At 41.1% G+C, this 20,648-nt stretch carries 19 protein-coding genes; all 19 read right to left on the bottom strand.

Features of this window, described 5'->3' with window-relative positions; all coding sequences use genetic code 11:
• Positions 1-2: 2 nt before the first annotated feature.
• The 19 genes from AC6CHS_RS07830 to icmF all read right to left on the bottom strand — a co-directional run bounded on the left by AC6CHS_RS07830 (position 3) and on the right by icmF (position 20,648).
• Positions 3-578 carry a TIGR01440 family protein gene (locus tag AC6CHS_RS07830; protein WP_498235399.1) on the bottom strand — a complete coding sequence of 192 codons (576 nt, stop codon included), beginning with the start codon at positions 576-578 and terminating at the stop codon, positions 3-5.
• 32 nt (positions 579-610) lie between these two features.
• A complete protein-coding gene (gene rpiB, locus AC6CHS_RS07825) occupies positions 611-1,057 on the bottom strand; it encodes a ribose 5-phosphate isomerase B (RefSeq protein WP_498235398.1) in 447 nt (148 codons plus the stop codon).
• Positions 1,058-1,118: 61 nt separating this feature from the next.
• Entirely contained in the window at positions 1,119-1,721 is a 603-nt protein-coding gene (locus AC6CHS_RS07820; RefSeq protein ID WP_498235396.1) for a low molecular weight protein arginine phosphatase, read from the bottom strand.
• Between the two features lie 270 nt (positions 1,722-1,991).
• A complete protein-coding gene (locus AC6CHS_RS07815; protein WP_498235395.1) occupies positions 1,992-2,543 on the bottom strand; it encodes a manganese efflux pump MntP in 552 nt (183 codons plus the stop codon).
• Positions 2,544-2,617: 74 nt separating this feature from the next.
• The gene (locus AC6CHS_RS07810) at positions 2,618-3,640 is read right to left on the bottom strand and encodes an L-threonylcarbamoyladenylate synthase (RefSeq protein WP_498235393.1); all 1,023 of its coding nucleotides are present in this window, start codon (positions 3,638-3,640) and stop codon (positions 2,618-2,620) included.
• A 275-nt stretch (positions 3,641-3,915) separates the two neighbouring features.
• Positions 3,916-4,317, bottom strand: coding sequence for a GNAT family N-acetyltransferase (locus AC6CHS_RS07805; protein ID WP_498235391.1), 402 nt, complete (start codon positions 4,315-4,317; stop codon positions 3,916-3,918).
• 68 nt (positions 4,318-4,385) lie between these two features.
• Positions 4,386-4,991 (bottom strand): stage II sporulation protein R, encoded by a 606-nt coding sequence (gene spoIIR, locus AC6CHS_RS07800; RefSeq protein ID WP_498235390.1) that lies wholly within the window; start codon positions 4,989-4,991, stop codon positions 4,386-4,388.
• A gap of 213 nt (positions 4,992-5,204) precedes the next feature.
• The gene (prmC, locus tag AC6CHS_RS07795) at positions 5,205-6,056 is read right to left on the bottom strand and encodes a peptide chain release factor N(5)-glutamine methyltransferase (protein WP_498235388.1); all 852 of its coding nucleotides are present in this window, start codon (positions 6,054-6,056) and stop codon (positions 5,205-5,207) included.
• 1 nt (position 6,057) lies between these two features.
• Positions 6,058-7,128, bottom strand: a complete 1,071-nt coding sequence (gene prfA / locus AC6CHS_RS07790) for a peptide chain release factor 1 (RefSeq protein WP_498235386.1) — start codon at positions 7,126-7,128, stop codon at positions 6,058-6,060.
• A gap of 458 nt (positions 7,129-7,586) precedes the next feature.
• Positions 7,587-8,207 carry a thymidine kinase gene (locus AC6CHS_RS07785; protein ID WP_036578505.1) on the bottom strand — a complete coding sequence of 207 codons (621 nt, stop codon included), beginning with the start codon at positions 8,205-8,207 and terminating at the stop codon, positions 7,587-7,589.
• Positions 8,208-8,341: 134 nt separating this feature from the next.
• Positions 8,342-8,587 carry a type B 50S ribosomal protein L31 gene (locus AC6CHS_RS07780; protein WP_036578508.1) on the bottom strand — a complete coding sequence of 82 codons (246 nt, stop codon included), beginning with the start codon at positions 8,585-8,587 and terminating at the stop codon, positions 8,342-8,344.
• A 163-nt stretch (positions 8,588-8,750) separates the two neighbouring features.
• Positions 8,751-10,031: a transcription termination factor Rho gene (gene rho / locus AC6CHS_RS07775; protein ID WP_036578509.1), complete on the bottom strand. Its 1,281-nt coding sequence runs from the start codon at positions 10,029-10,031 to the stop codon at positions 8,751-8,753.
• Between the two features lie 488 nt (positions 10,032-10,519).
• Positions 10,520-11,806, bottom strand: coding sequence for a UDP-N-acetylglucosamine 1-carboxyvinyltransferase (gene murA / locus AC6CHS_RS07770; protein WP_498235383.1), 1,287 nt, complete (start codon positions 11,804-11,806; stop codon positions 10,520-10,522).
• Between the two features lie 347 nt (positions 11,807-12,153).
• Positions 12,154-12,792: a fructose-6-phosphate aldolase gene (gene fsa, locus AC6CHS_RS07765; RefSeq protein ID WP_379551358.1), complete on the bottom strand. Its 639-nt coding sequence runs from the start codon at positions 12,790-12,792 to the stop codon at positions 12,154-12,156.
• Between the two features lie 47 nt (positions 12,793-12,839).
• A complete protein-coding gene (locus AC6CHS_RS07760; protein WP_498235381.1) occupies positions 12,840-13,697 on the bottom strand; it encodes a class II fructose-bisphosphate aldolase in 858 nt (285 codons plus the stop codon).
• A gap of 101 nt (positions 13,698-13,798) precedes the next feature.
• On the bottom strand, positions 13,799-14,164 hold the full coding sequence (locus tag AC6CHS_RS07755) for a response regulator (RefSeq protein ID WP_498235379.1): 366 nt from the start codon (positions 14,162-14,164) through the stop codon (positions 13,799-13,801).
• A gap of 226 nt (positions 14,165-14,390) precedes the next feature.
• Positions 14,391-16,004, bottom strand: coding sequence for a CTP synthase (pyrG, locus tag AC6CHS_RS07750; RefSeq protein ID WP_498235378.1), 1,614 nt, complete (start codon positions 16,002-16,004; stop codon positions 14,391-14,393).
• 291 nt (positions 16,005-16,295) lie between these two features.
• Complete coding sequence (rpoE, locus tag AC6CHS_RS07745; protein ID WP_498235376.1) at positions 16,296-16,802, bottom strand: DNA-directed RNA polymerase subunit delta; 507 nt, start codon at positions 16,800-16,802, stop codon at positions 16,296-16,298.
• 606 nt (positions 16,803-17,408) lie between these two features.
• On the bottom strand, positions 17,409-20,648 hold the full coding sequence (icmF, locus tag AC6CHS_RS07740) for a fused isobutyryl-CoA mutase/GTPase IcmF (RefSeq protein ID WP_498235374.1): 3,240 nt from the start codon (positions 20,646-20,648) through the stop codon (positions 17,409-17,411).

The raw sequence follows: 20,648 nt of genomic DNA, 5'->3' as shown, positions 1-20,648 counted from the left end.
ATTTATTTACAGCTAGAATTAGCTTGTATATGTTCATAGTGTGCACGATGACCGCCAATGAGTTTAGGTCTAGTCATGGCAGTGGTCACCCGTGCCTTACCAACAAATCGTTGCTTAAACCTTAATGGAACAGCAACATGCTTTAAGTGCATCCCAATCATCGTTTCTCCAATATCCATACCAGCATGAGCCTGTACGGCTTCTACTACAACGGCGTCTTTTAAATGGCGGAAGGCGTAAGTAGCCATTGCTCCCCCTGCTGTTCGAACAGGGACAACAGATACTTCCTCCAACTGTAGGTGTTCCATCACTTCTCGCTCCATGACGAGTGCGCGATTTAAATGCTCACAGCATTGAAAAACAGGAAAAATACCCGTTTTAGCCTGCAAATCTTTTACCGACGCAAAAACAATCTCTGCGATGGTGTCACTTCCTGCTGTCCCAATTCGCTCTCCAGCTATTTCGCTAGTAGAACAGCCAATGACGAAGGGAAGATTTTTCCGCAAATACTTCCCGTGGTTCCACTCCTGTACGATCTCTGATAACTCTGCCTTAAGGTTGTCATAGATTTCCGTCATGTTATCCACCTCAGTCTGTATCTTGTTGACGTTTAGGCATCCTTGCCTTCATACGTACCAATTTTCCCAATACGATTCTCATGGCGACCGCCCTGAAATTCTGTTTCAAGCCAAACTCTAGCAACTTCGCGAGCAAGGTCAGGACCTATTACGCGCTCTCCGAGCGCCAGCACATTCGAGTCATTATGCTGTCTAGTAAGTTTTGCCGAATACATATCATGTGTTAACGCACAGCGAATGCCTTTTACCTTATTGGCTGCAATGGACATGCCGATCCCTGTACCACAGATAAAGATTCCACGATCAAATTCCCCATTCGCTATTCGTTCGGCTGCAGGTAGGGCATAATCAGGGTAATCAACCGATGATTCACAGCTGCATCCTGTATCTTCATATTCAATGCCCATTTCCTCTAATAAATCCTTTACTACATTGCGTACTGTCATGCCAGCATGATCTGCCGTGATAATTACCTTCACCGTGACCTCATCCCTTCTATGTTGGTATGTGATTTCCTTTTAAAGTATTTTAGCTTCTTTCCTAGTTAATCTTCTTTTTTAGGAGATCAATATATTTATCCATTTCTTCTAGTGTTTTTTGGTAAACTTCCACACTTCCACCAAATGGATCCGATATATCATAGTTAATTAGCATCGCTTCTAGGCTTCTTATATGCTGAAGATCGTCTGCCAAGAAGCCCCTAAGTTCTTTATCTAGACGTATGTTATCTAGTTTATGTTGGTTCTCTTGGATAAACAAAGATCGCTTCTGTTCATAATCTGCATACGCTTGCTTTAGCTCATTCCATACTTTTTTATCTGATTCTGAAACATATTCTTTCAAGGTAAAATACTTTTCCTGGTAGCTTGGAAACGTCATAATTAAGGATTGTTTATGCTGGGTTGTCATGGTCATTACCACGTCAGCCCAATGCAGCAAGCTGTCGGTAACAGGTTGGGAGACATGTTGAAGCTGTATCCCACGGTTTCTTAATACCTCTACTGCATTTACATTTGCCCGTTCTCCAGCACCTGCATAAACCCCTGCTGACTGTACCTCTGCTTCAGGTATTTTGTGTTTAACAAGCGCCTCAGCCATCGGGCTACGACATGTATTCCCCGTACAGACAAATAATATCTTCATAAACGAACCTCCGCTGAAAAACGTGCATACGCTCGTTTTTTGGCGAACGTGTACGTTTTTCTTATACTTGGAAATTCAAAATTTTAACTACATCATCTTGCTTTCTAGCTAAAATTTTCGCTTTCCTAACGTGTAAAACTTCTCTATTCTAAATATAGCACATAACAGGATTGCATGTCAGTTCCATAAGGAAAAAGCATCGAAGATAACCACAATTACTAGACAATAAAAAAGCCCTGGTATTTAAACCAGAGCCTTGGCGTTTACAAGTTAGCCAAATATTATTTTTATACCAAATGCTACTAAGATACTGCCACCTAGAATCTCACTATATGCACCTAGCAAGCCACGGACCTTTTTCCCCAGCAACATCCCTGTCCACGATAGAAGCATACTAGCTACCCCAAACATAAATAACACGAGAGCTGTTTTAACTCCAGACATCCCAAGACCTAAACCAACAGAGAAACTATCAATGCTAATACTGAAAGAAAGGATTAAGAGACCTGTCCCAACTGGTTCTATGACTTTTTTCAATTCATGGTTGAAAGCAGAAAACAGCATTTGAGAGCCAATTCCAACTAACAAAAGGCCACCTAATAAAATGGTTATCTGCCCAATTCCTTCTGAAATAAATTGCCCTAATACAATCCCAATAAACGGCATTAAAATATGAAAAATACCAACGACAATGCCAATCAGGGCTATTCGTTTTAGACGCAGCTGCTGCATTCCTAGGCCAAGCCCCACAGAAAATGCATCCATACCAAGCGCGAAGGCTAGAAATAAAATTGAAATAAATTCACCAACATATCCTGACATTAAGATCCCCCTTGAACATGCTTCTAAACTATATGCATGTCCAAGAGGGATTATGAGGACAACCCAATTATTTTCTACTTAATATAATCGCTAGCAGCTTTTTTTAATCGGTTCATGACAGCCTGTCCGATCCCTTGCTCCGGGAATGCTTCACAAAGAATAAGGTCTACATCATGTTCATTAAACATGCGTAAGGCATCATATAAAACAGCAGCAACTGCCTCCATGTTAGCGCCCAAGTCTTTTTTTAGATCTGCTTCTAGTGCAGCCACTGTCTTGCTAGCTGCCATCACCCCCACACGATGACCTTTTTTCATTTCCGCATCAATCACCTGTTGGAATTTTTCCGAAGACCCTTCCACTAGCCATAAAGGAGCATCTGGTGAATAATGCCTGTACTTCATGCCTGGAGATTTTGGACGCTCCTTATCATTCGCTAAACCAGGATCGATCATTACTGTTCCTACTATTTCTTCAAGTTGTTCCTTTGTAATTCCACCCGGGCGTAGAATGATGGGGATAGCCTGTGTACAATCAAGCACTGTCGATTCCAATCCGACACCAGTGGTTCCGCCATCGAGTACACCAGCAATCCTTCCATTTAAATCTGCCCACACATGATCTGCAGAGGTTGGACTTGGCTTTCCAGATAAGTTTGCACTTGGCGCAGCGACAGGTACAGCCGCTTCCTGCAATAATTTCAATGCTATTGGGTGATTAGGCAATCTTACCCCCAAGGAATCAAGCCCTGCAGTCACATTTTCAGCACAGCGGCCATTACTCGGCAATACGAACGTAATGGGGCCAGGAGTAAATGCTTCAAGCAGTTTATCCACATAGTTTGGGATCGATGTTACAAGCTCTTTTAGCTGCTTCGGTGTCGCAACATGAACAATGAGGGGATTATCCTGTGGACGCCCCTTCGCTTGAAATATCTTACTAATCGCTGCTTCGTTTGTCGCGTCGGCCCCTAGTCCATAAACTGTTTCCGTGGGAAACGCAACAGTTTCCCCAGCCTTTAATAATTCTGCTGCAGACTGTATTGCCTCTTGTTTATCCTGTTGAAAATCTTTAGCATACCATCGTTTCGTATCCATTCATGTCCCTCTTTTCCTTCCCCCATTTTATTAGATTCCCTCCTATTTCGCAAAGCCTCATGTTCTGTAGCATCGTTGGTAGTGCGGGAACAAGTTTTCCACAAATGGAACGAGCGACTTTTCCACAACAGCAACAGCCCGTGGTTATCCACAGGCTATCCCCTTTATTTAAACTATTCTACTTCATCAAAAGAGAAGTTATGAACAGAAATTCTAACTTATGCACAGTTTTTTAACAGGTTATCCACTGTTTTTGTGGATAAGCATAGTCTTATTCAAGAAACATGGTACAACCACCAATTTCCCTCATCTCTCTTGTACTTATCCACGAACATCTTTTCCTTCTGTGGATGGAATTGTAATGCTTCCAATAGAATATCCACTACAGGTTGGTGACTGTGTACATAAACACTTTTAGCCTGTTGCTGCTTTGCTAAGGTTAATATTGCCTCTACTAGAACAGGAAGCTTGGAAGCGTTCGTTTGGTTTATATATAATTGCTTTAACCAATAAATTCCTTCTTCCATTGTTTCTAAAGAAAAACAACCTACGATTTCGCCCGCGACTTCAACAACATAACCTGCTCTTACTAAACTAGCTTTATTAATGCCTTCATTCTTCTCTAGAAACTGCTCTACCTTCTTCATATCCATTTGATTTGCTGGAATTAGATTCATACTCGATCACCTCTACTATTTTTAATAGAATCTGTTATATTATTCTAATGTATGCCGAAATGAAACGATTATGACCAACCAAACCATTCAAAAAGGAAAAACTTCACCTCTGTTTTTTCCTCCGCCACCTGAGGTTCCTCTTCCGTCTCTTCCTCTGCCGCTACAGTAGTTCCATTTGAGAAATCAAGGAAACAAAGGGGTGGGAATAACACACACCACCAATTATCGCCCTTCCCTTCACCTATCGTGATAAGCACTGCTTCATATTCTCCTGCTGGATACACATAATCTCCATAAAGCTTAGCAGGAAAGGTTATATTCGAACCATATTCAACTTTAAAGGAGTCGTTAGAACCTTCTTCCTTTAATACGTCTTTTACTATTTCATTTATTTCAGGGATTCGATCTTCAATTAAATTACGAGCTTCCTCAATATCCGTTATTTCGGCTACCCATTCTGTAATGACTTCATTCACTTCATCCCGTACCATTCTCTTTAACTCTTGGTCTGCATCACGATCACTGTTAGCCAAAATCCTTAACCTGATTGCCTCATCTGGAATAACCTGATAATTTGCTTCACCCTGCTTTTCTTCAAGCTGACTCATTCCTATTAAAGGAAACGTTATAAGTAATAAAATAAATATAAAGACGATAAGTACTAGTTTCTTCATCATTCAATCTCCTTCCTACTGTGGGTACTAGCAACAGTATGGGCAGGCCTAGAAGATTTTAAACTAGTAAACTGAATTTGTTTGAAAATAGAATGATAGATATAGTCTTTCTTATATGTATTGGGAATAGTTGATGGGCGATGACGTGCAGTTCAGCTATGTTTTCTTCTCAAAAACCACGTCATTCATAAAGACACAAAAAACAGCCCACTTTTAGAGGGCTGTTGAAATAATACGGTCCTTTCCGTTTATATCCGTGATGGTTCTCACTTGATAAGAAGGGAATTCCTGTTTGATTAGAGTCGTAACTGCATCTGCCTGTGAATGACCAATTTCCACTGCCATCATTCCTTCAAGCTTTAACACGCCTTTTGCCTGCTTAACAATTTCTCTATATGCCGCGAGTCCTTCTTCCTCTGCAAAAAGCGCTAACTCTGGGTCAAAGTTTTTCACGGTGTCCGATAAAGTAGTTGCTTCTGACCGGGCGATATAAGGAGGATTCGAGACAAGAACATCTACGACCACATTTGCATCCTGTAGAGGCTGTAGAAAATTGCCCTGTAAAAAAGTCACTTCAGCCCCAAGCTGCGTTGCATTACGCTGAGCTACTGCTAATGCTTCGTGAGAGATATCTATCGCATAAACCGTCGCATTCGGTAGTTCCAAAGCGAGCGTAATGGCAATAATTCCACTCCCTGTACCTACATCCACAATGTTAAGGGGGGCGCCTGCAGGTACAGAATGAAGTACATGCTGGACTAGTTCTTCTGTTTCCATACGTGGGATCAACACATCAGGACTAACATTAAAGTCCCTACCATAGAAGGACTCCTTCCCAATCAAATGTTGGATTGGAACTCCAGTATGTGCATGCTCCTTTATATCCTTTACATAACGTTCTAAAAGCGCTTCTGGAATAGCCTCTTGCATATCCGCATAAAACTGTGCGCTCCCTTTCCCAAGATGATGCTGCAAAAGTAATTGCGCTACTCTCGCCTCGCGTTGGCGCTCTTCCAAAAAAAGAGAAGCCCAATTGAGGACTTCGTATTGTTTTCTGTTATGCATGCTATTCACCAATTTGCTCCAATTTTTTCGTTTGTTCTTCTACCAATAGAGCATCAATAAACTCATCCAGCTTTCCTTGTAAGATCTGGTCAAGCTTTTGAATGGTCAAACCAATGCGATGGTCTGTAACCCGATTTTGTGGAAAATTATATGTTCTAATACGTTCCGAGCGATCACCTGTACCGACAGCTGACTTACGGTTCTCATCAATTTCTGCCTGGGCTTCCTGCTGGTACTTATCATAAATTCGTGCACGTAACACTTTCATCGCTTTTTCTTTATTCTTAATTTGCGACTTTTCATCCTGGATAGAAACGACAACTCCTGTTGGAACGTGAGTTAGTCGTACTGCTGACATGGTAGTGTTAACACTTTGTCCACCAGGTCCGCTTGAAGCAAAGGTATCGACACGAATATCTTTTTCGTTGATATCTATTTCCACTTCTTCAGCTTCAGGAAGAACAGCAACCGTAGCAGTAGAAGTATGAATACGGCCACCAGATTCAGTTTCTGGAACACGTTGTACACGATGTGCACCATTCTCAAACTTCAGCTTGGAGTATGCCCCATTTCCATTTATCATGAAAATAATTTCTTTGTATCCCCCAACACCTGTTGTGCTTGCTTCCATGATTTCAGTTTTCCAACCATATTGCTCTGCATAGCGTGTATACATTTTATAAAGATCTCCTGCAAACAAGGCTGCTTCATCTCCACCTGCAGCACCACGAATCTCCATGAACACGTTCTTATCATCATTCGGATCTTTAGGCAATAAGAGGATTCTCATCTTCTCTTCTAGCTCTACCTTGGACTCCTGCAATTCTGTAATTTCCATCTTCACCATTTCATACATATCACTATCAAGATTATCGTCAAGCATTTCTTTCGCATCCTGAAGCTGAGAAGTAGTGTCCTTGTATTCGCGGTATGCCTGGACCACATCCTCCAGTCCAGATTGTTCCTTGGAATACTCACGTAGCTTTGCCGTATCATTTATGATTTCAGGATCACTTAACATTTCATTTAATTTATCGTAACGGTTTTCTAATGTTTGTAAACGATCTAACATCACGGTCACCTCTTTCAGATTAACAGTATAATTATAGTATACTCATGTAAGAAGGTCAAAATTATATTCAAAAGCGGAGAGCACACGTTTTAAGGAAGGCCGACTAAGAACGCCCCATCCTAGGGCAACGCCGGCATGACCCGGATCCTCCGGGACTACGTACGAACTGCGCCCCGAACTTTGGGGTGGTTCGACCTGTCGAACATTCCTACGGAGGAGATAAAGAAAACACGGTGAACCGCAGGGAACCGATGTTGCCTTATTGTACGGAGGTGAGGGAAGTTACGCTAGTCGCTGTGTGCTCGGAGCTAGATGATCAAAAGCGGAGAGCGCCTGTAATAAGGAACGCCGACTAAGCGCGACCCATCCTGGGTCAACGTCGGCATGACCCGGATTCTCCAGGTCCTATTGAAATCGCTCGCACGCTTGCCATGAAAAAAGCGCCTAGATAGGCGCTTTTATTTTAATTGGTTGGATAACCCGGATAGAATTTGATTTTTCGGCTTATTTGGCACCTCGTGATGGTGACGGCAGCGCGGCTCATACGATTCTGATGCACCGACAAGTATGATGGGATCATCATAGGATGCAGGGTTGTCATTAATTAGGCGTTGCGTACGGCTTGCAGGAGATCCACAAACCGGGCAAATTGCATTTAATTTGGTAACCGATTCGCTTAATGCCATTAATTTAGGCATCGGTCCGAATGGTTCACCACGGAAATCTGTGTCCAATCCAGCTACAACCACCCGAATCCCTTGATTAGCAAGTTCTTCTACTACTTCCACAACATTTTCGTCAAAGAACTGTACTTCATCAATCCCAATAATGTCCACTCGCTTGTCCACAAATTGCAACATTTCATCCGAGCTTTTTACAGGACGGGCAATAATCGACGTCCCATTATGGGAGACAACGGATTCCTTATCATACCGGTTGTCGATGGCGGGTTTAAATACACGCACTGTAAGATTAGCATAGGTAGCACGGCGAACTCTTCTAATCAGTTCTTCCGACTTCCCAGAAAACATACTCCCACAGATTACTTCAACCCAACCACTTTGTTTCATCACGTACATGAGCGACGCGCTCCTTTCCAAATTGTTATGTATATAAAAGTAAAAAAACAGGCAAATTTATAGACGATTTGCCTGTTTTTCTGCATAGAATGTGTGCCTGTCCTGATTAAAGAACAGGCTTTTCATTCCACATATTAATTCATATTATATTTTTTCTTGAATCGGTCTACACGTCCGCCGACTTTGTCAGCTTTCTGTTTACCAGTGTAGAAAGGATGAGAGTCTGAACTAATCTCAACACGGATCAATGGGTATGTGTTACCATCTTCCCATTCGATTGTTTCTTCTGAGCTTTGTGTTGAACCACTCAAGAATTTAAAATCTGAACTAGTATCAAGAAATACTACTTTTCTGTATTCTGGATGAATATCCTTTTTCATTTCTTCCACTCCTTTTTGCCCTGGATCCTTCGAAACAGAGTTATTGTAAGAGCCGTCATAGGTGCAATACCTTATCAAAACTCACATAAAAAGATTATAACAGTCAGGGTATTTGATTGCAATAGTGAGCAACTAAAATTTTATTTCCAATCTAAGGGGATAACTACCTTTTCGTTCCCTTGCGCTTCATTTCTTCATCCATCTGCTTAAAGAATTCCTCATTATTTTCCGAAGCTTTCAATCTTCTTAAGAAGCGTTCAAGAAATTCATTGGAATCCTGCATTGTTTTACGGATGGCCCAAATCTTATCTAAATGAGCTTTATCGACTAGCAACTCTTCTTTCCGTGTGCCCGAGCGAAGAATATCGATGGCCGGGAAAATACGACGTTGTGCAAGATTGCGGTCAAGGTGAAGTTCCATGTTTCCGGTCCCTTTGAATTCCTCATAAATGACATCATCCATTCTTGAGCCCGTGTCCACCAACGCTGTTGCCAGAATTGTAAAGCTTCCACCCTCTTCAATATTACGAGCTGCCCCGAAGAATCGTTTTGGCCGATGGAAGGCCGCAGGGTCAATACCACCGGATAATGTACGCCCACTTGGGGGAATAACAAGGTTATAGGCTCTTGCAAGTCTTGTAATACTATCCATCAAAATAATAACGTCCCGCTTATGCTCCACAAGGCGCATTGCTCTTTCTAGAACAAGCTCAGAGACCTTTATGTGGCTTTCCGGTACTTCATCAAAAGTTGAACTTACTACATCAACATCAGGATGTACAGAACGCTCAATATCTGTTACTTCCTCTGGTCGTTCATCTACAAGCAAAATAATGAGCTTCGCTTCAGGATGATTCTTTGAAATACTGTTGGCAATCTCTTTTAACAGTACTGTTTTACCAGCCTTTGGTGGTGCTACAATAAGTCCCCTTTGTCCAAAACCAACTGGGGTCATTAAATCAATGATACGTGTGGAGAGACGACTCGTTGGATTTTCCAATTTCATAAAGCGGTCTGGATACAATGCCGTCAATGCCGGAAAGTGAACACGCTCTTTTGCTGTTTCAGGATCTTCCCCATTTACTGCATCTACGTGTAACAAACCATAGTAACGTTCATTTTCCTTCGGTGGTCTAACTTTTCCTGATACTTTATCACCATTCCGCAAATCAAATCTACGAATTTGCGATGCAGATATGTAAATGTCTTCTGCGCTCGGAGAATAATTTATTGGACGTAAAAAACCAAATCCTTCTGAAGGAATAATTTCCAACACGCCGTCCATAAATAAATAGCCATCCTTTTCAGCCTGCGCCTTTAAGATTGAAAATATCAATTCTTTTTTGGTTAGCTTTGCATAATAGGATACTTTGTACTCTCTCGCTAAGTTATAGATTTCTTTTAATTTTAATGTTTCCAAATGAGAGATTGTTAATGCTGCCATAAGATCACCACGCCTATTTGTTTTTAAATAAAAATAATAATTAAATAATTGCTTTGCACAGCGGAAGGCCTTCTGTACAGTTATATTTTAAATTGAGAATTGCACACTTCTTTAGTTGGAAGGTCTAGCTTCGTAGAAATGAAGAAGTTACTGTAGTTGGATTTGAAGATCATATCCTTAATCTGTATTAAGCATATTCCATATTACTCTTTTGAATACTATTATTCAACTCTATTTTTTAGGATTTATTAATTTAATAGAAAAGGAAGCCGAGATGGTATGGCTTCCTCTTATTATATACTAAAGATAGTTTACCCATTATATAGCAACAATACACCTTATCCTTTGATTACAAGGCGTATTGTTGCATCGTCTACTTTCATCTAACCATTAGAGCAAATAAGATTCCAGTATTATTCTCTATAAAGTTGTCCACCAAAATGTTTAGAAAGAGGGCAGTTAAGAAAGGCCCTCTTTCTAACATTATGCTAAGAATTCTGGAATTGAATAATTTCTTGCTCGGTCATTTCCTCTCGCCAAACCTTGGCTCCAAGCTGGGTAAGCTTCTCTGTGAAATGATCGTATCCTCTATCTATATGCTCTAGCCCCGTAATTTCGGTGATTCCATTAGCCATAAGCCCTGCTATGATAAGAGCTGCTCCTGCTCGTAAGTCAGAAGCTTTTACTCTCGCTCCTTCCAATTGTACCGGGCCAGATACAATGGCAGAACCACCTTCTACTTTAATGGCGGCATTCATACGTCTAAGTTCATCAATATGCTTTAAGCGAGCCGAGTAAATCGTATCCGTAACCACACCGGTATTCATTGCTTTGGTCAACAAAGAAGTAAACGGCTGTTGCAGATCTGTAGGAAAACCTGGGTAAACCAACGTTTTAATATCAACACTTTTCAAAGGATTTCTAGGTGCAATAAATAGCTGCTCATCATTTTCCTCTACTGTGACACCCATTTCTCTCAGCTTGGCAAGCAGTGACTCGAGATGCTGTGGAATGACATTATCAATGATAACCTCTTTCCCTTGAGCTGCTGCAGCAATAGCATAGGTTCCAGCTTCGATACGGTCAGGAATAATTGTATGTTTGCAGCCTTTCAACTCAGAGACCCCTTCAATTCGAATCACGTCAGTACCTACACCTTTGATTTGGGCACCCATACTAGTGAGTAGTGTTGCAACATCAATAATTTCGGGTTCCTTGGCGGCATTTTCAATAACCGTTCTGCCTTTGGCCTTAACTGCCGCAAGCATAATATTAATGGTAGCTCCAACACTTACGACATCGAGATAAATTCTTGCTCCCCGTAATTCGTCAGCACGCAAGTAAATTGCACCCTGCTCATTGGTCACTGTAGCCCCAAGCGCCTCAAATCCTTTAATATGCTGATCGATCGGACGCGGTCCAAGGAAACAGCCACCAGGAAGGCCAATAACTGCTTTTTTAAATTTACCAAGCATCGCACCCATAAAGTAATAGGAAGCTCTTAGCTTTTTCACTTTTCCGTTTGGCAATGGCATTGCAATCATATTTTCTGGATTAATATGAACTGTTTGCCCGTCCCAAGAAACCGACCCACCGATCTCCTCAAGTAAATCACCTAATGTGTAGACATCCGAAATCTCCGGTAATCCTTCAATGGTAACCTCTGAGTCAGCAAGGATTGCTGCTGGCAGCAATGCTACTGCGCTGTTCTTTGCTCCACTAATACGTACTTGGCCATTTAATAGATGGCCACCTTCTACTAACATTTTCTGCATGATAAAAAAACCCCGCTTTTTTGACGTACAGGACGTACGAGTACCAGTATAGTTAGAAAAACTACTCGCTCATTTTTCAGAGCCGGAATACGTTTTTCTTATACTTAGAACTCCCAGATTTTTACTACGTCGAATTTGCTTCCAGCTAAATTTATAGCTTTCCAAATGTGTAACAAGAAGTCCCTCTAAAAATGAAAGGATAAACAGCTGCAGTTAAAGAAATCGGATTAGACGACTTTCCTACAAGAGTTGTAATACACATTTTTAGAAGGACTTGGATTTGCTGGTTCAAAGTTACACGTTATATTGCTTTTTTAGATTGTGCACTAGTTACCAATTTTATGCAATTATTTTTTATTCCAGTCTGTCAGAAACTTCTCAATGCCTTGGTCAGTCAATGGATGTTTGACAAGCTTTTCTAATACATTATATGGAATCGTTGCAATATGCGCTCCATTTAACGCTGCATCAATCACATGTAATGGGTGACGAATGGAGGCAGCAATAATTTCTGATGGGATATCATGACGGTCAAAAATTTCTGCAATGGTTGCAATCAAATTCATTCCGTCATGCCCAATATCATCTAGCCGTCCAAGAAATGGCGAAACATAAGATGCTCCAGCCCTTGCTGCTAATAAGGCTTGGTTTGCGTTGAAGATCAAGGTAACATTCGTTTTGATATTAAGATCACTTAAAGCTTTAACCGCTTTAAGACCTTCTAGTGTCATCGGAATTTTCACCGTGATATTCGGAGCTATTGCTGCAAGTTCCTTGCCTTCTTGAATCATTCCTTCTGCATCTTCAGCAATTACTTCTGCGCTAACCGAACCTGAAACTTCTTCTGTAATTTCACCAAGTCTGTCATGAAAAGAAATTCCTTCTTTCGCTACTAGGCTTGGATTGGTGGTAACACCAGCCAAGATGCCAAGTGCGTTAGCTGAGCGTATTTCTTCAATGTTGGCTGTATCAATAAAAAATTTCATTTTCAGTCGCCTCCATTCTCCCCATACTAGGAATTCAGTTTAACTTTTTACGCTTGGTTAGAAGAACCAAACTCACGCATTTTGCCAATAACTGTTTGCTTAATAGCTTCCGTACCAGGTCCAAGATACTTACGTGGGTCATACTGATCCGGTTGTTCAGCAAGTACTTGGCGAACAGCTTGTGCCTGTGCGATTTGGTTTTCTGTATTTACATTTACTTTAGCTGTTCCGTAAGAAATAGAACGCTGGATATCTTTCGTTGGGATACCAGTTCCACCATGAAGTACAAGTGGCAATTCAATTGTCTTAGAGATCTCTTCCATTTCAGCAAAGCCTAGGTTAGGTTCGCCTTTATAAGGCCCGTGTACAGAACCTAGTGCAGGTGCCAAACAATCAATTCCTGTTTCGTTAACAAGCTTCAGACATTCTTTCGGGTCAGCGTAAATAACACCTTCTGCGATAACGTCATCTTCTTGTCCACCAACAGTTCCCAACTCAGCTTCAACAGAAACACCATGGATATGTGCAAGTTCTACTACTTTGGAAGTAACTGCAATATTTTCTTCTAGTGGGCCGTGAGAAGCATCAATCATAACTGATGTGAAACCAGCATGGATTGCTTCAGCACATTTTTCAAAGCTTGAACCATGGTCAAGATGGATAGCAACAGGTACTGTTGTTTTATATTCCTCCATCAAAGCTTTTACCATTGTTACAACGACTTTAAATCCACCCATATATCTTCCAGCACCCTCAGATACGCCAAGAATTACCGGTGATTTTTCTTCTTCAGCTGCTTTAAGGATTGCTTGAATATATTCCAAGTTATTAATGTTGAACTGTCCAACTGCATAACCTTTGGCTTTTCCTTGTTCAAGCATTTCCTTCATTGATACTAATGGCATTACTATGTCCTCCTCTGAGATGAATAGTTTCATCTGCATTAAATAAGTTTTAACTACACTATAAGAATACCAACAACAACACCGTGGCGCAACAATAGTGGCTAAGAACCCAACGTAATTTTAATAAGTTCTTGGACATCCAATATGTTGAAAGGCTTTGCAAGAACATGCTTAACATTAGTATAGTCGGTAATTTCCCCTTTAACCTGATCGGATAACCCACTCATCACAATGACTGGTACTTCAATATGCTGTAATTCCATTTGTTTTAAGACTTCCCCACCGTGCAAAATGGGAAGATTATAATCCAACAAAACAAGGCTATATGTATTCTTATTCAGTTTGTCTAACGCTTCTTTCCCAGATACTGCCGTGGCCACACTATACCCTTCTCCCTCAAGTATATCTGTTAAAAGCAAGCGAATTCCAAATTGGTCATCGACTATTAGGATCTCTTTTTTAACCACATAACACTACTCCTTTCTATTCAATTACCCGTCTCCTCTAATGTATATATTTCGCTAAAAACCGGAAATATCCTTCCTATTTTCAGAATTTTTTATCGCGGTAATACTTTCCTATAATATGTAACAATTCCCACACTTAGTGTAGATCCTTTCAGTTCTTCATAAAATTTACACTAAAAACAAAAACCGAATAGCCTACGCTACCCGGTCATTTGCCAAAAAAGGGCTATTTTGTCTGGGATTGATTTTCCACAGATGCCCCAATGAAACCTTTGAAAAGAGCTTGTGCTCTCGTCGGACGAGATGTGAATTCAGGGTGGAACTGACATGCTACAAACCAAGAATGGTCTTCAATTTCAATGGTTTCCACCAATCTTCCGTCAGGGCTTGTACCAGAGAAAATAAATCCTTTCTCAGCCATCTGCTCTCTATATGCATTATTGAACTCATAGCGGTGACGATGACGCTCTTCAATGTAATCTTCCCCACCATATGCTGCTTTTGTTTTTGTTCCGTCCTGTAATTTACATGGATACAATCCAAGTCTTAATGTTCCACCAAGATCTGAGATGTCCTTTTGCTCAGGCAGAAGGTCAATGATCGGGTATGGCGTAGTCGGATCGATTTCTGCAGAATGTGCACCTTCAAGACCAAGAACATTTCGCGCAAATTCAACGGTAGCAAGCTGCATACCGAGGCATATTCCAAAGAAAGGCACATTATTTTCTCTAGCATATTTAATGGCCTCAATTTTCCCTTCAATTCCTCGATCACCAAAACCACCTGGGACAAGAATTCCATCCACATTATCAAGTGCTTCATGCATTTGTTCTTTATCTAGTTTTTCTGAATTAATCCAGTGAACCTTAATGTCTGTGTCATAAGCAAAGCCTGCATGCTTTAATGACTCTACAACGGAAATATAAGCATCAGGAAGCTCCACGTATTTTCCAACAAGACCAATGTCTACTTTTTTCGAAAGCGATCTTACTTTGGTAACAAGTTCTTTCCAGTCATTCATTTCAGCAGGCTGGCAATTTAAGCCAAAGTGGTCACACGTAATTTGATCAAGATTCTGTTGCTGTAAGGAAATTGGCACCTGATATAAGGTATCTGCATCCATCATTTCGATAACAGCCTTTTCGTTAATATCACAGAACAAAGCAATTTTTTCCTTCATTTCCTTGCTTATTGCATGTTCTGTCCGAAGTACAATTACGTCAGGCTGGATTCCTAATGAGCGAAGTTCCTTTACACTGTGCTGGGTCGGTTTTGTTTTCATTTCGCCTGCAGCTTTAATATATGGAACAAGTGTGCAATGGAGATACATGACGCTATCCTTGCCAACCTCATTTTTAATTTGACGAATGGCTTCAAGGAAAGGAAGCGATTCAATATCCCCAACAGTACCGCCAATCTCTGTGATAACAACATCCGCTCCTGTTGCTTCCCCAGCGCGGAACACCTGATCTTTAATTTCATTCGTAATATGCGGAATAACCTGTACAGTTCCTCCCAAATAATCCCCACGACGTTCTTTACGGATTACAGTAGAGTAAACCTTTCCTGTTGTAATGTTACTAAATTTGTTTAAATTAATGTCAATAAAACGTTCATAGTGACCTAAATCTAGGTCCGTTTCAGCTCCATCTTCTGTAACAAAAACCTCTCCATGCTGGTATGGACTCATTGTTCCTGGATCCACATTGATGTATGGGTCGAATTTTTGAATCGTTACCTTTAGTCCACGGTTTTTAAGTAAACGGCCCAGTGAAGCAGCAGTTATTCCTTTTCCAAGCGATGAAACCACACCACCGGTTACAAAAATATAATTCGTCATCCAACTACCTCTTTCTATCATTTTATTCATTGCCTATATGGCATTATTAGGAAACGCTCGGGAATTGTATTTTCTATCTACCTCTTACTGTGCCTCTATTTCACATAGGTATGCTAATCCATACACACGTAGATGGTTGGCATCAGACAAATGGCACTATACGTATACAAAATAATAAAAGCGCCTCCCCCACTAGGTAGGGGAAACGCTTTGAAAGTTAATTTAAAGAGCCCAATAAGAATTGTACCCATCCTCTATCAAAAAGTCAAGATAGATTTCTGGGGCGTAAAGCTACTTTTTATCTTTGGTATCTTCCTCATCAACATCTTCATCATCGGCGTCATCTTCATCTTCAAGATCTTCTTCCAGATCAGCATCAAATTCATCTTCTTCATCGTCGTCGAAGTCATCAGCCATTTCCTCAATGTCTTCATCCACAATATCCAATTCCTCTTCGACCAGATCTAATGACTCTTCTTCTTTCTTTTTCTTCTTCGTTTTCTTTTTCTTTTTCGGTGCAGCAGCTACTTCTTCATCCATTGTTTCTACAGGGTACCAGCGTTTCAATCCCCACACATTGGAACCGATTGTAATAAAGCGACCATCCACATTTAAGTCTGTATAGAACTGGGCAATGTTAGCTGCCTTATCCGCATCAGAGAATTCCTTTATGTCTGCTATTTGCTCAAAAACATCTTTAAAATTCATCCCTTTTTTCTCATCAAGCATTATAGCATTTGCCAGTTCAATCATTGATAACTTCTTGCTCTCTTCGTGGCTATAGTTCTTTAAGCTCACGGTAACGCACTCCCTTTACTTATATATTCAAGGCTTAATCAGCCCAATGCATCTTCATTCTACTTTTTCCATTATGAAATGGTAATAAAACTCATTATACTATAAACAAGAATAAGGTATAAAGTAAAATGTGTCCTTATGTAATTTAAACTGTTAAATTTTAGCGAATGCCATTTCCATCTTGGCCTTCCTTGCAACAGCAACAAGAACCGTATCCTTCATTATAAACAAATATCCGGGCTTTATGCTATAGCAAAAAAGAAAAAGGCGTGTTTTTTCTACTTCCTTTCACGCCTTTTTCTTAAGTTCCTCATCGTGATTCCTTTATCTCCTTAGCAGGAATGTTCGACAGGTCGAACACCCGTAGGGGCCGGCCGGGTCATGCCGGCGTTGCCACAGGACGTGGCGTTCTTAGTCGGCCTTCCATAATACGTGTGCTCTTCGCTTTCGTTTCGGCTAGCTACGAGCACACAGCGACTAGCGCAACTTCCCTCACCTCCGTACAATAAGGCAACATCGGTTCCCTTAAGTTCACCGTGTTTTCTTTATCTCCTACGGCTCAGTCCAGTTCGTACGTCGCTAAACGTGTGCTCTTCGCTTTTGTTTTTACATATTCCTTCTATATTGGCCGCCTACTTCGTATAGGGCGTTTGTGATTTGGCCGAGGCTTGCTACTTTGACGGTTTCCATTAATTCCGCAAAAATGTTGCCACCAGAAGCTGCGACTTCCTTTAGTCGCTCTAGCGCCTGATTTGTGCGGGCACTATGCTCATTTTGAAAACGAAGCAGTTCTTTAATTTGATGTTCTTTTTCCTCTTTGGAAGCACGAGCAAGCTCCATGGAATCGATTTGATCCTCTGAAGGTGGATTAGGATTTAAATAAGTGTTTACCCCAATAATAGGTAGTTCCCCTGAATGTTTCTTCCCTTCATAATACAATGATTCCTCTTGAATTTTACCGCGTTGGTACTGTCTTTCCATCGCACCTAGAACTCCGCCACGGTCATTCATTTTTTCAAACTCTTCAAGAACAGCTTCCTCTACCAAATCTGTCAGCTCATCAATTATAAAGGCTCCTTGTAGTGCATTTTCATTTTTAGCAAGCCCATATTCTTTATTGATAATCATTTGGATTGCCATCGCTCTTCGAACAGACTCTTCTGTCGGAGTAGTGATCGCCTCATCATAAGCATTGGTATGCAGAGAGTTCGTGTTGTCTTGAATGGCGAGCAATGCTTGTAAAGTGGTGCGAATATCATTAAAGTCAATTTCCTGTGCATGCAGAGAGCGCCCTGATGTCTGGATATGATACTTCAACTTTTGACTGCGTTCATTCGCTCCATATTTGTCCCGCATTGTAATCGCCCAAATCCGTCTTGCAACCCTACCAATAACCGAATACTCCGGATCTAGTCCGTTAGAGAAAAAGAAGGATAGATTTGGCGCAAATTTATTTATATCCATTCCCCGGCTTAAATAATATTCCACATACGTAAATCCGTTTGCCAGCGTGAAGGCGAGCTGCGTTATTGGATTGGCACCAGCTTCTGCAATATGGTAGCCAGAGATAGATACAGAATAATAATTCCGTACATTTTTATCAATAAAGTATTGCTGGATATCCCCCATCATCCGTAATGCAAACTCCGTGGAAAAAATACATGTGTTCTGCCCTTGGTCTTCCTTTAAAATATCTGCTTGAACGGTCCCCCTTACGACAGCGATGGTTTCTTCTTTTATCTGTGCATATTCCGCTTCCGTTGGCTCTCTGCCCTGCTCTTGTTTAAATTTATCCACCTGTTGGTCAATTGCTGTATTGAAATACATTGCCAAAATAATTGGTGCAGGTCCATTGATTGTCATGGAAACAGAAGCTAACGGACTTGATAAATCAAATCCCGCATACAGCTTTTTCATATCATCAAGGGTGCAAATATTCACCCCACTCTCGCCGACTTTCCCATAAATGTCAGGTCTGTGTGCAGGATCTTCTCCATAAAGGGTAACTGAGTCGAAGGCAGTCGAAAGTCGTTTTGCTTCTTCATTTTTTGATAAATAATGGAACCTTCTATTTGTCCGTTCTGGAGTCCCCTCACCAGCAAATTGCCTTGTCGGGTCTTCTCCCTTTCGTTTAAACGGAAAAACACCCGCTGTAAATGGAAAAGAACCAGGTACATTTTCTTTCATTAACCAATATAGCCGCTCACCCCAGTCTTGAAATCTCGGGAATGCCACTTTTGGTATGTTTATACCTGAAAGGGATTCGGATACAATATCCATTTCTATTTCCTTATCCCGTACTTTGAAGACCATTTTATCCTTGCTGTATGCCTCTTGCATTTCTTCCCAAGAGTCAAGCAGGCGCTTGGATCTGCTATCCAGTTGTCCTTCATGGTATTCGATTAACTTCTGTAGACTTTCTTTAGAAGATTCCTCCTCAACCATTTCCGCTGCTGCTTTTAGTTGATAAATCTTTCTTGCAACATCGCTTTGTTTTTCTGCATGTTGATGATAATGGCGTACATGTGTCGCAATTTCTCGAAGGTAATGTCTGCGTTCATTTGTAATAATCATATTTTGCTTTTCTGCGATTACATGACGTTTGAAATCAGCCTCGTCTGCCCAGTCAAATTTTTCATTTAACGTATCAATAAGTGAGGCAAATAAAGCATTTGTCCCTGCATCATTAAACTGGCTGGCGATTGTCCCATAAACAGGGAATTTCGTCTTGTCCTCATGGAAAAGCATATGGCTACGCTCATACTGTTTACGGACCTGATTCAGTGCATCTTCTGAGCCTTTTTGTTCATACTTATTAATCACAATAAAATCGGCATAATCAATCATATCGATCTTCTCTAACTGAGAAGGGGCACCGAATTCTGCTGTCATGACATACATGGAGAGATCCGTCACATCCGTTATGGCGGCATCTCCCTGCCCAATCCCGCTCGTTTCTACAATAATAAAATCATAGCCTGAAGCGCGAACCACATCGAGTACATCTTGAATAGCTTTTGATAATTCACTGTGGGAGTCCCGCGTAGCTAGAGATCGCATGTAAACCCGTTCTGAGAAGATTGCATTCATTCGTATACGATCACCCAGCAAGGCCCCTCCTGTTTTTCGCTTTGTTGGATCAATGGAAATAACAGCAATTTTTTTATCAGGAACCCCATGTATAAATCGACGGATAAGTTCATCAGTCAAGGAGCTTTTCCCGGCTCCTCCTGTTCCGGTGATACCTAAGACAGGGGTCTTACCGTTATTCTTTTCCCTCAGTGATTGTAAAACAGTCTGCTTTTCATCTTCATCAACTGCGGTATTTTCCATATACGTTATAAACCTGGCGATTGCCTGACGCTCTCCCTTAACAAGTGCTTCCTGGTCCTTCTCCGTATCAATTGGTGGCAGGTAGTCACACTCTCTAAGCATCAAGTTAATCATTCCTTGCAGCCCTAATTCCCGGCCGTCCTCTGGGGAAAAAATTCGTGCTACGCCGTAAGCATGCAGTTCTTTAATTTCACGTGGGATGATGACACCCCCACCGCCGCCATAAACCTTTATATGATCTGCACCAAGCTCTTTCAATAAGTCGACCATATACTTAAAATATTCTACATGCCCACCCTGATAGGAAGACATCGCGATCCCTTGTACATCCTCTTGGATTGCAGCATGCACAACTTCCTCCACTGATCTGTTATGTCCAAGATGTACCACTTCTGCTCCACTCGCCTGCAAAATTCGTCGCATTATATTAATCGAAGCATCATGCCCGTCAAATAAACTGGATGCGGTTACAAAACGAACTGGATGTTCCGGTTTATAAATCGTCTGATCCAT

Source organism: Oceanobacillus sp. GQ8 (genome assembly GCF_059758495.1).
The sequence above is the reverse complement of the archived record's forward strand: the minus strand, read 5'-3'. Positions and strand labels throughout refer to the sequence as shown.

What these genes read in the sequence shown, in the direction of transcription:
- murA (WP_498235383.1), bottom strand. Translation starts at nt 11,806, where the DNA reads ATGCAGAAAATGTTAGTAGAAGGTGGCCATCTATTAAATGGCCAAGTA.
- spoIIR (WP_498235390.1), bottom strand. Translation starts at nt 4,991, where the DNA reads ATGAAGAAACTAGTACTTATCGTCTTTATATTTATTTTATTACTTATA.
- AC6CHS_RS07760 (WP_498235381.1), bottom strand. Translation starts at nt 13,697, where the DNA reads ATGCCATTAGTATCAATGAAGGAAATGCTTGAACAAGGAAAAGCCAAA.
- AC6CHS_RS07820 (WP_498235396.1), bottom strand. Translation starts at nt 1,721, where the DNA reads ATGAAGATATTATTTGTCTGTACGGGGAATACATGTCGTAGCCCGATG.
- prfA (WP_498235386.1), bottom strand. Translation starts at nt 7,128, where the DNA reads ATGTTAGATCGTTTACAAACATTAGAAAACCGTTACGATAAATTAAAT.
- AC6CHS_RS07805 (WP_498235391.1), bottom strand. Translation starts at nt 4,317, where the DNA reads ATGAATCTAATTCCAGCAAATCAAATGGATATGAAGAAGGTAGAGCAG.
- icmF (WP_498235374.1), bottom strand. Translation starts at nt 20,648, where the DNA reads ATGGATCAGACGATTTATAAACCGGAACATCCAGTTCGTTTTGTAACC.
- prmC (WP_498235388.1), bottom strand. Translation starts at nt 6,056, where the DNA reads ATGCATAACAGAAAACAATACGAAGTCCTCAATTGGGCTTCTCTTTTT.
- AC6CHS_RS07815 (WP_498235395.1), bottom strand. Translation starts at nt 2,543, where the DNA reads ATGTCAGGATATGTTGGTGAATTTATTTCAATTTTATTTCTAGCCTTC.
- pyrG (WP_498235378.1), bottom strand. Translation starts at nt 16,004, where the DNA reads ATGACGAATTATATTTTTGTAACCGGTGGTGTGGTTTCATCGCTTGGA.
- AC6CHS_RS07830 (WP_498235399.1), bottom strand. Translation starts at nt 578, where the DNA reads ATGACGGAAATCTATGACAACCTTAAGGCAGAGTTATCAGAGATCGTA.
- rho (WP_036578509.1), bottom strand. Translation starts at nt 10,031, where the DNA reads ATGGCAGCATTAACAATCTCTCATTTGGAAACATTAAAATTAAAAGAA.
- AC6CHS_RS07780 (WP_036578508.1), bottom strand. Translation starts at nt 8,587, where the DNA reads ATGAAAAAGGATATTCATCCAGAATACAGAAAAGTAGTATTTCTTGAT.
- AC6CHS_RS07785 (WP_036578505.1), bottom strand. Translation starts at nt 8,207, where the DNA reads ATGTACGTGATGAAACAAAGTGGTTGGGTTGAAGTAATCTGTGGGAGT.
- AC6CHS_RS07810 (WP_498235393.1), bottom strand. Translation starts at nt 3,640, where the DNA reads ATGGATACGAAACGATGGTATGCTAAAGATTTTCAACAGGATAAACAA.
- fsa (WP_379551358.1), bottom strand. Translation starts at nt 12,792, where the DNA reads ATGAAATTTTTTATTGATACAGCCAACATTGAAGAAATACGCTCAGCT.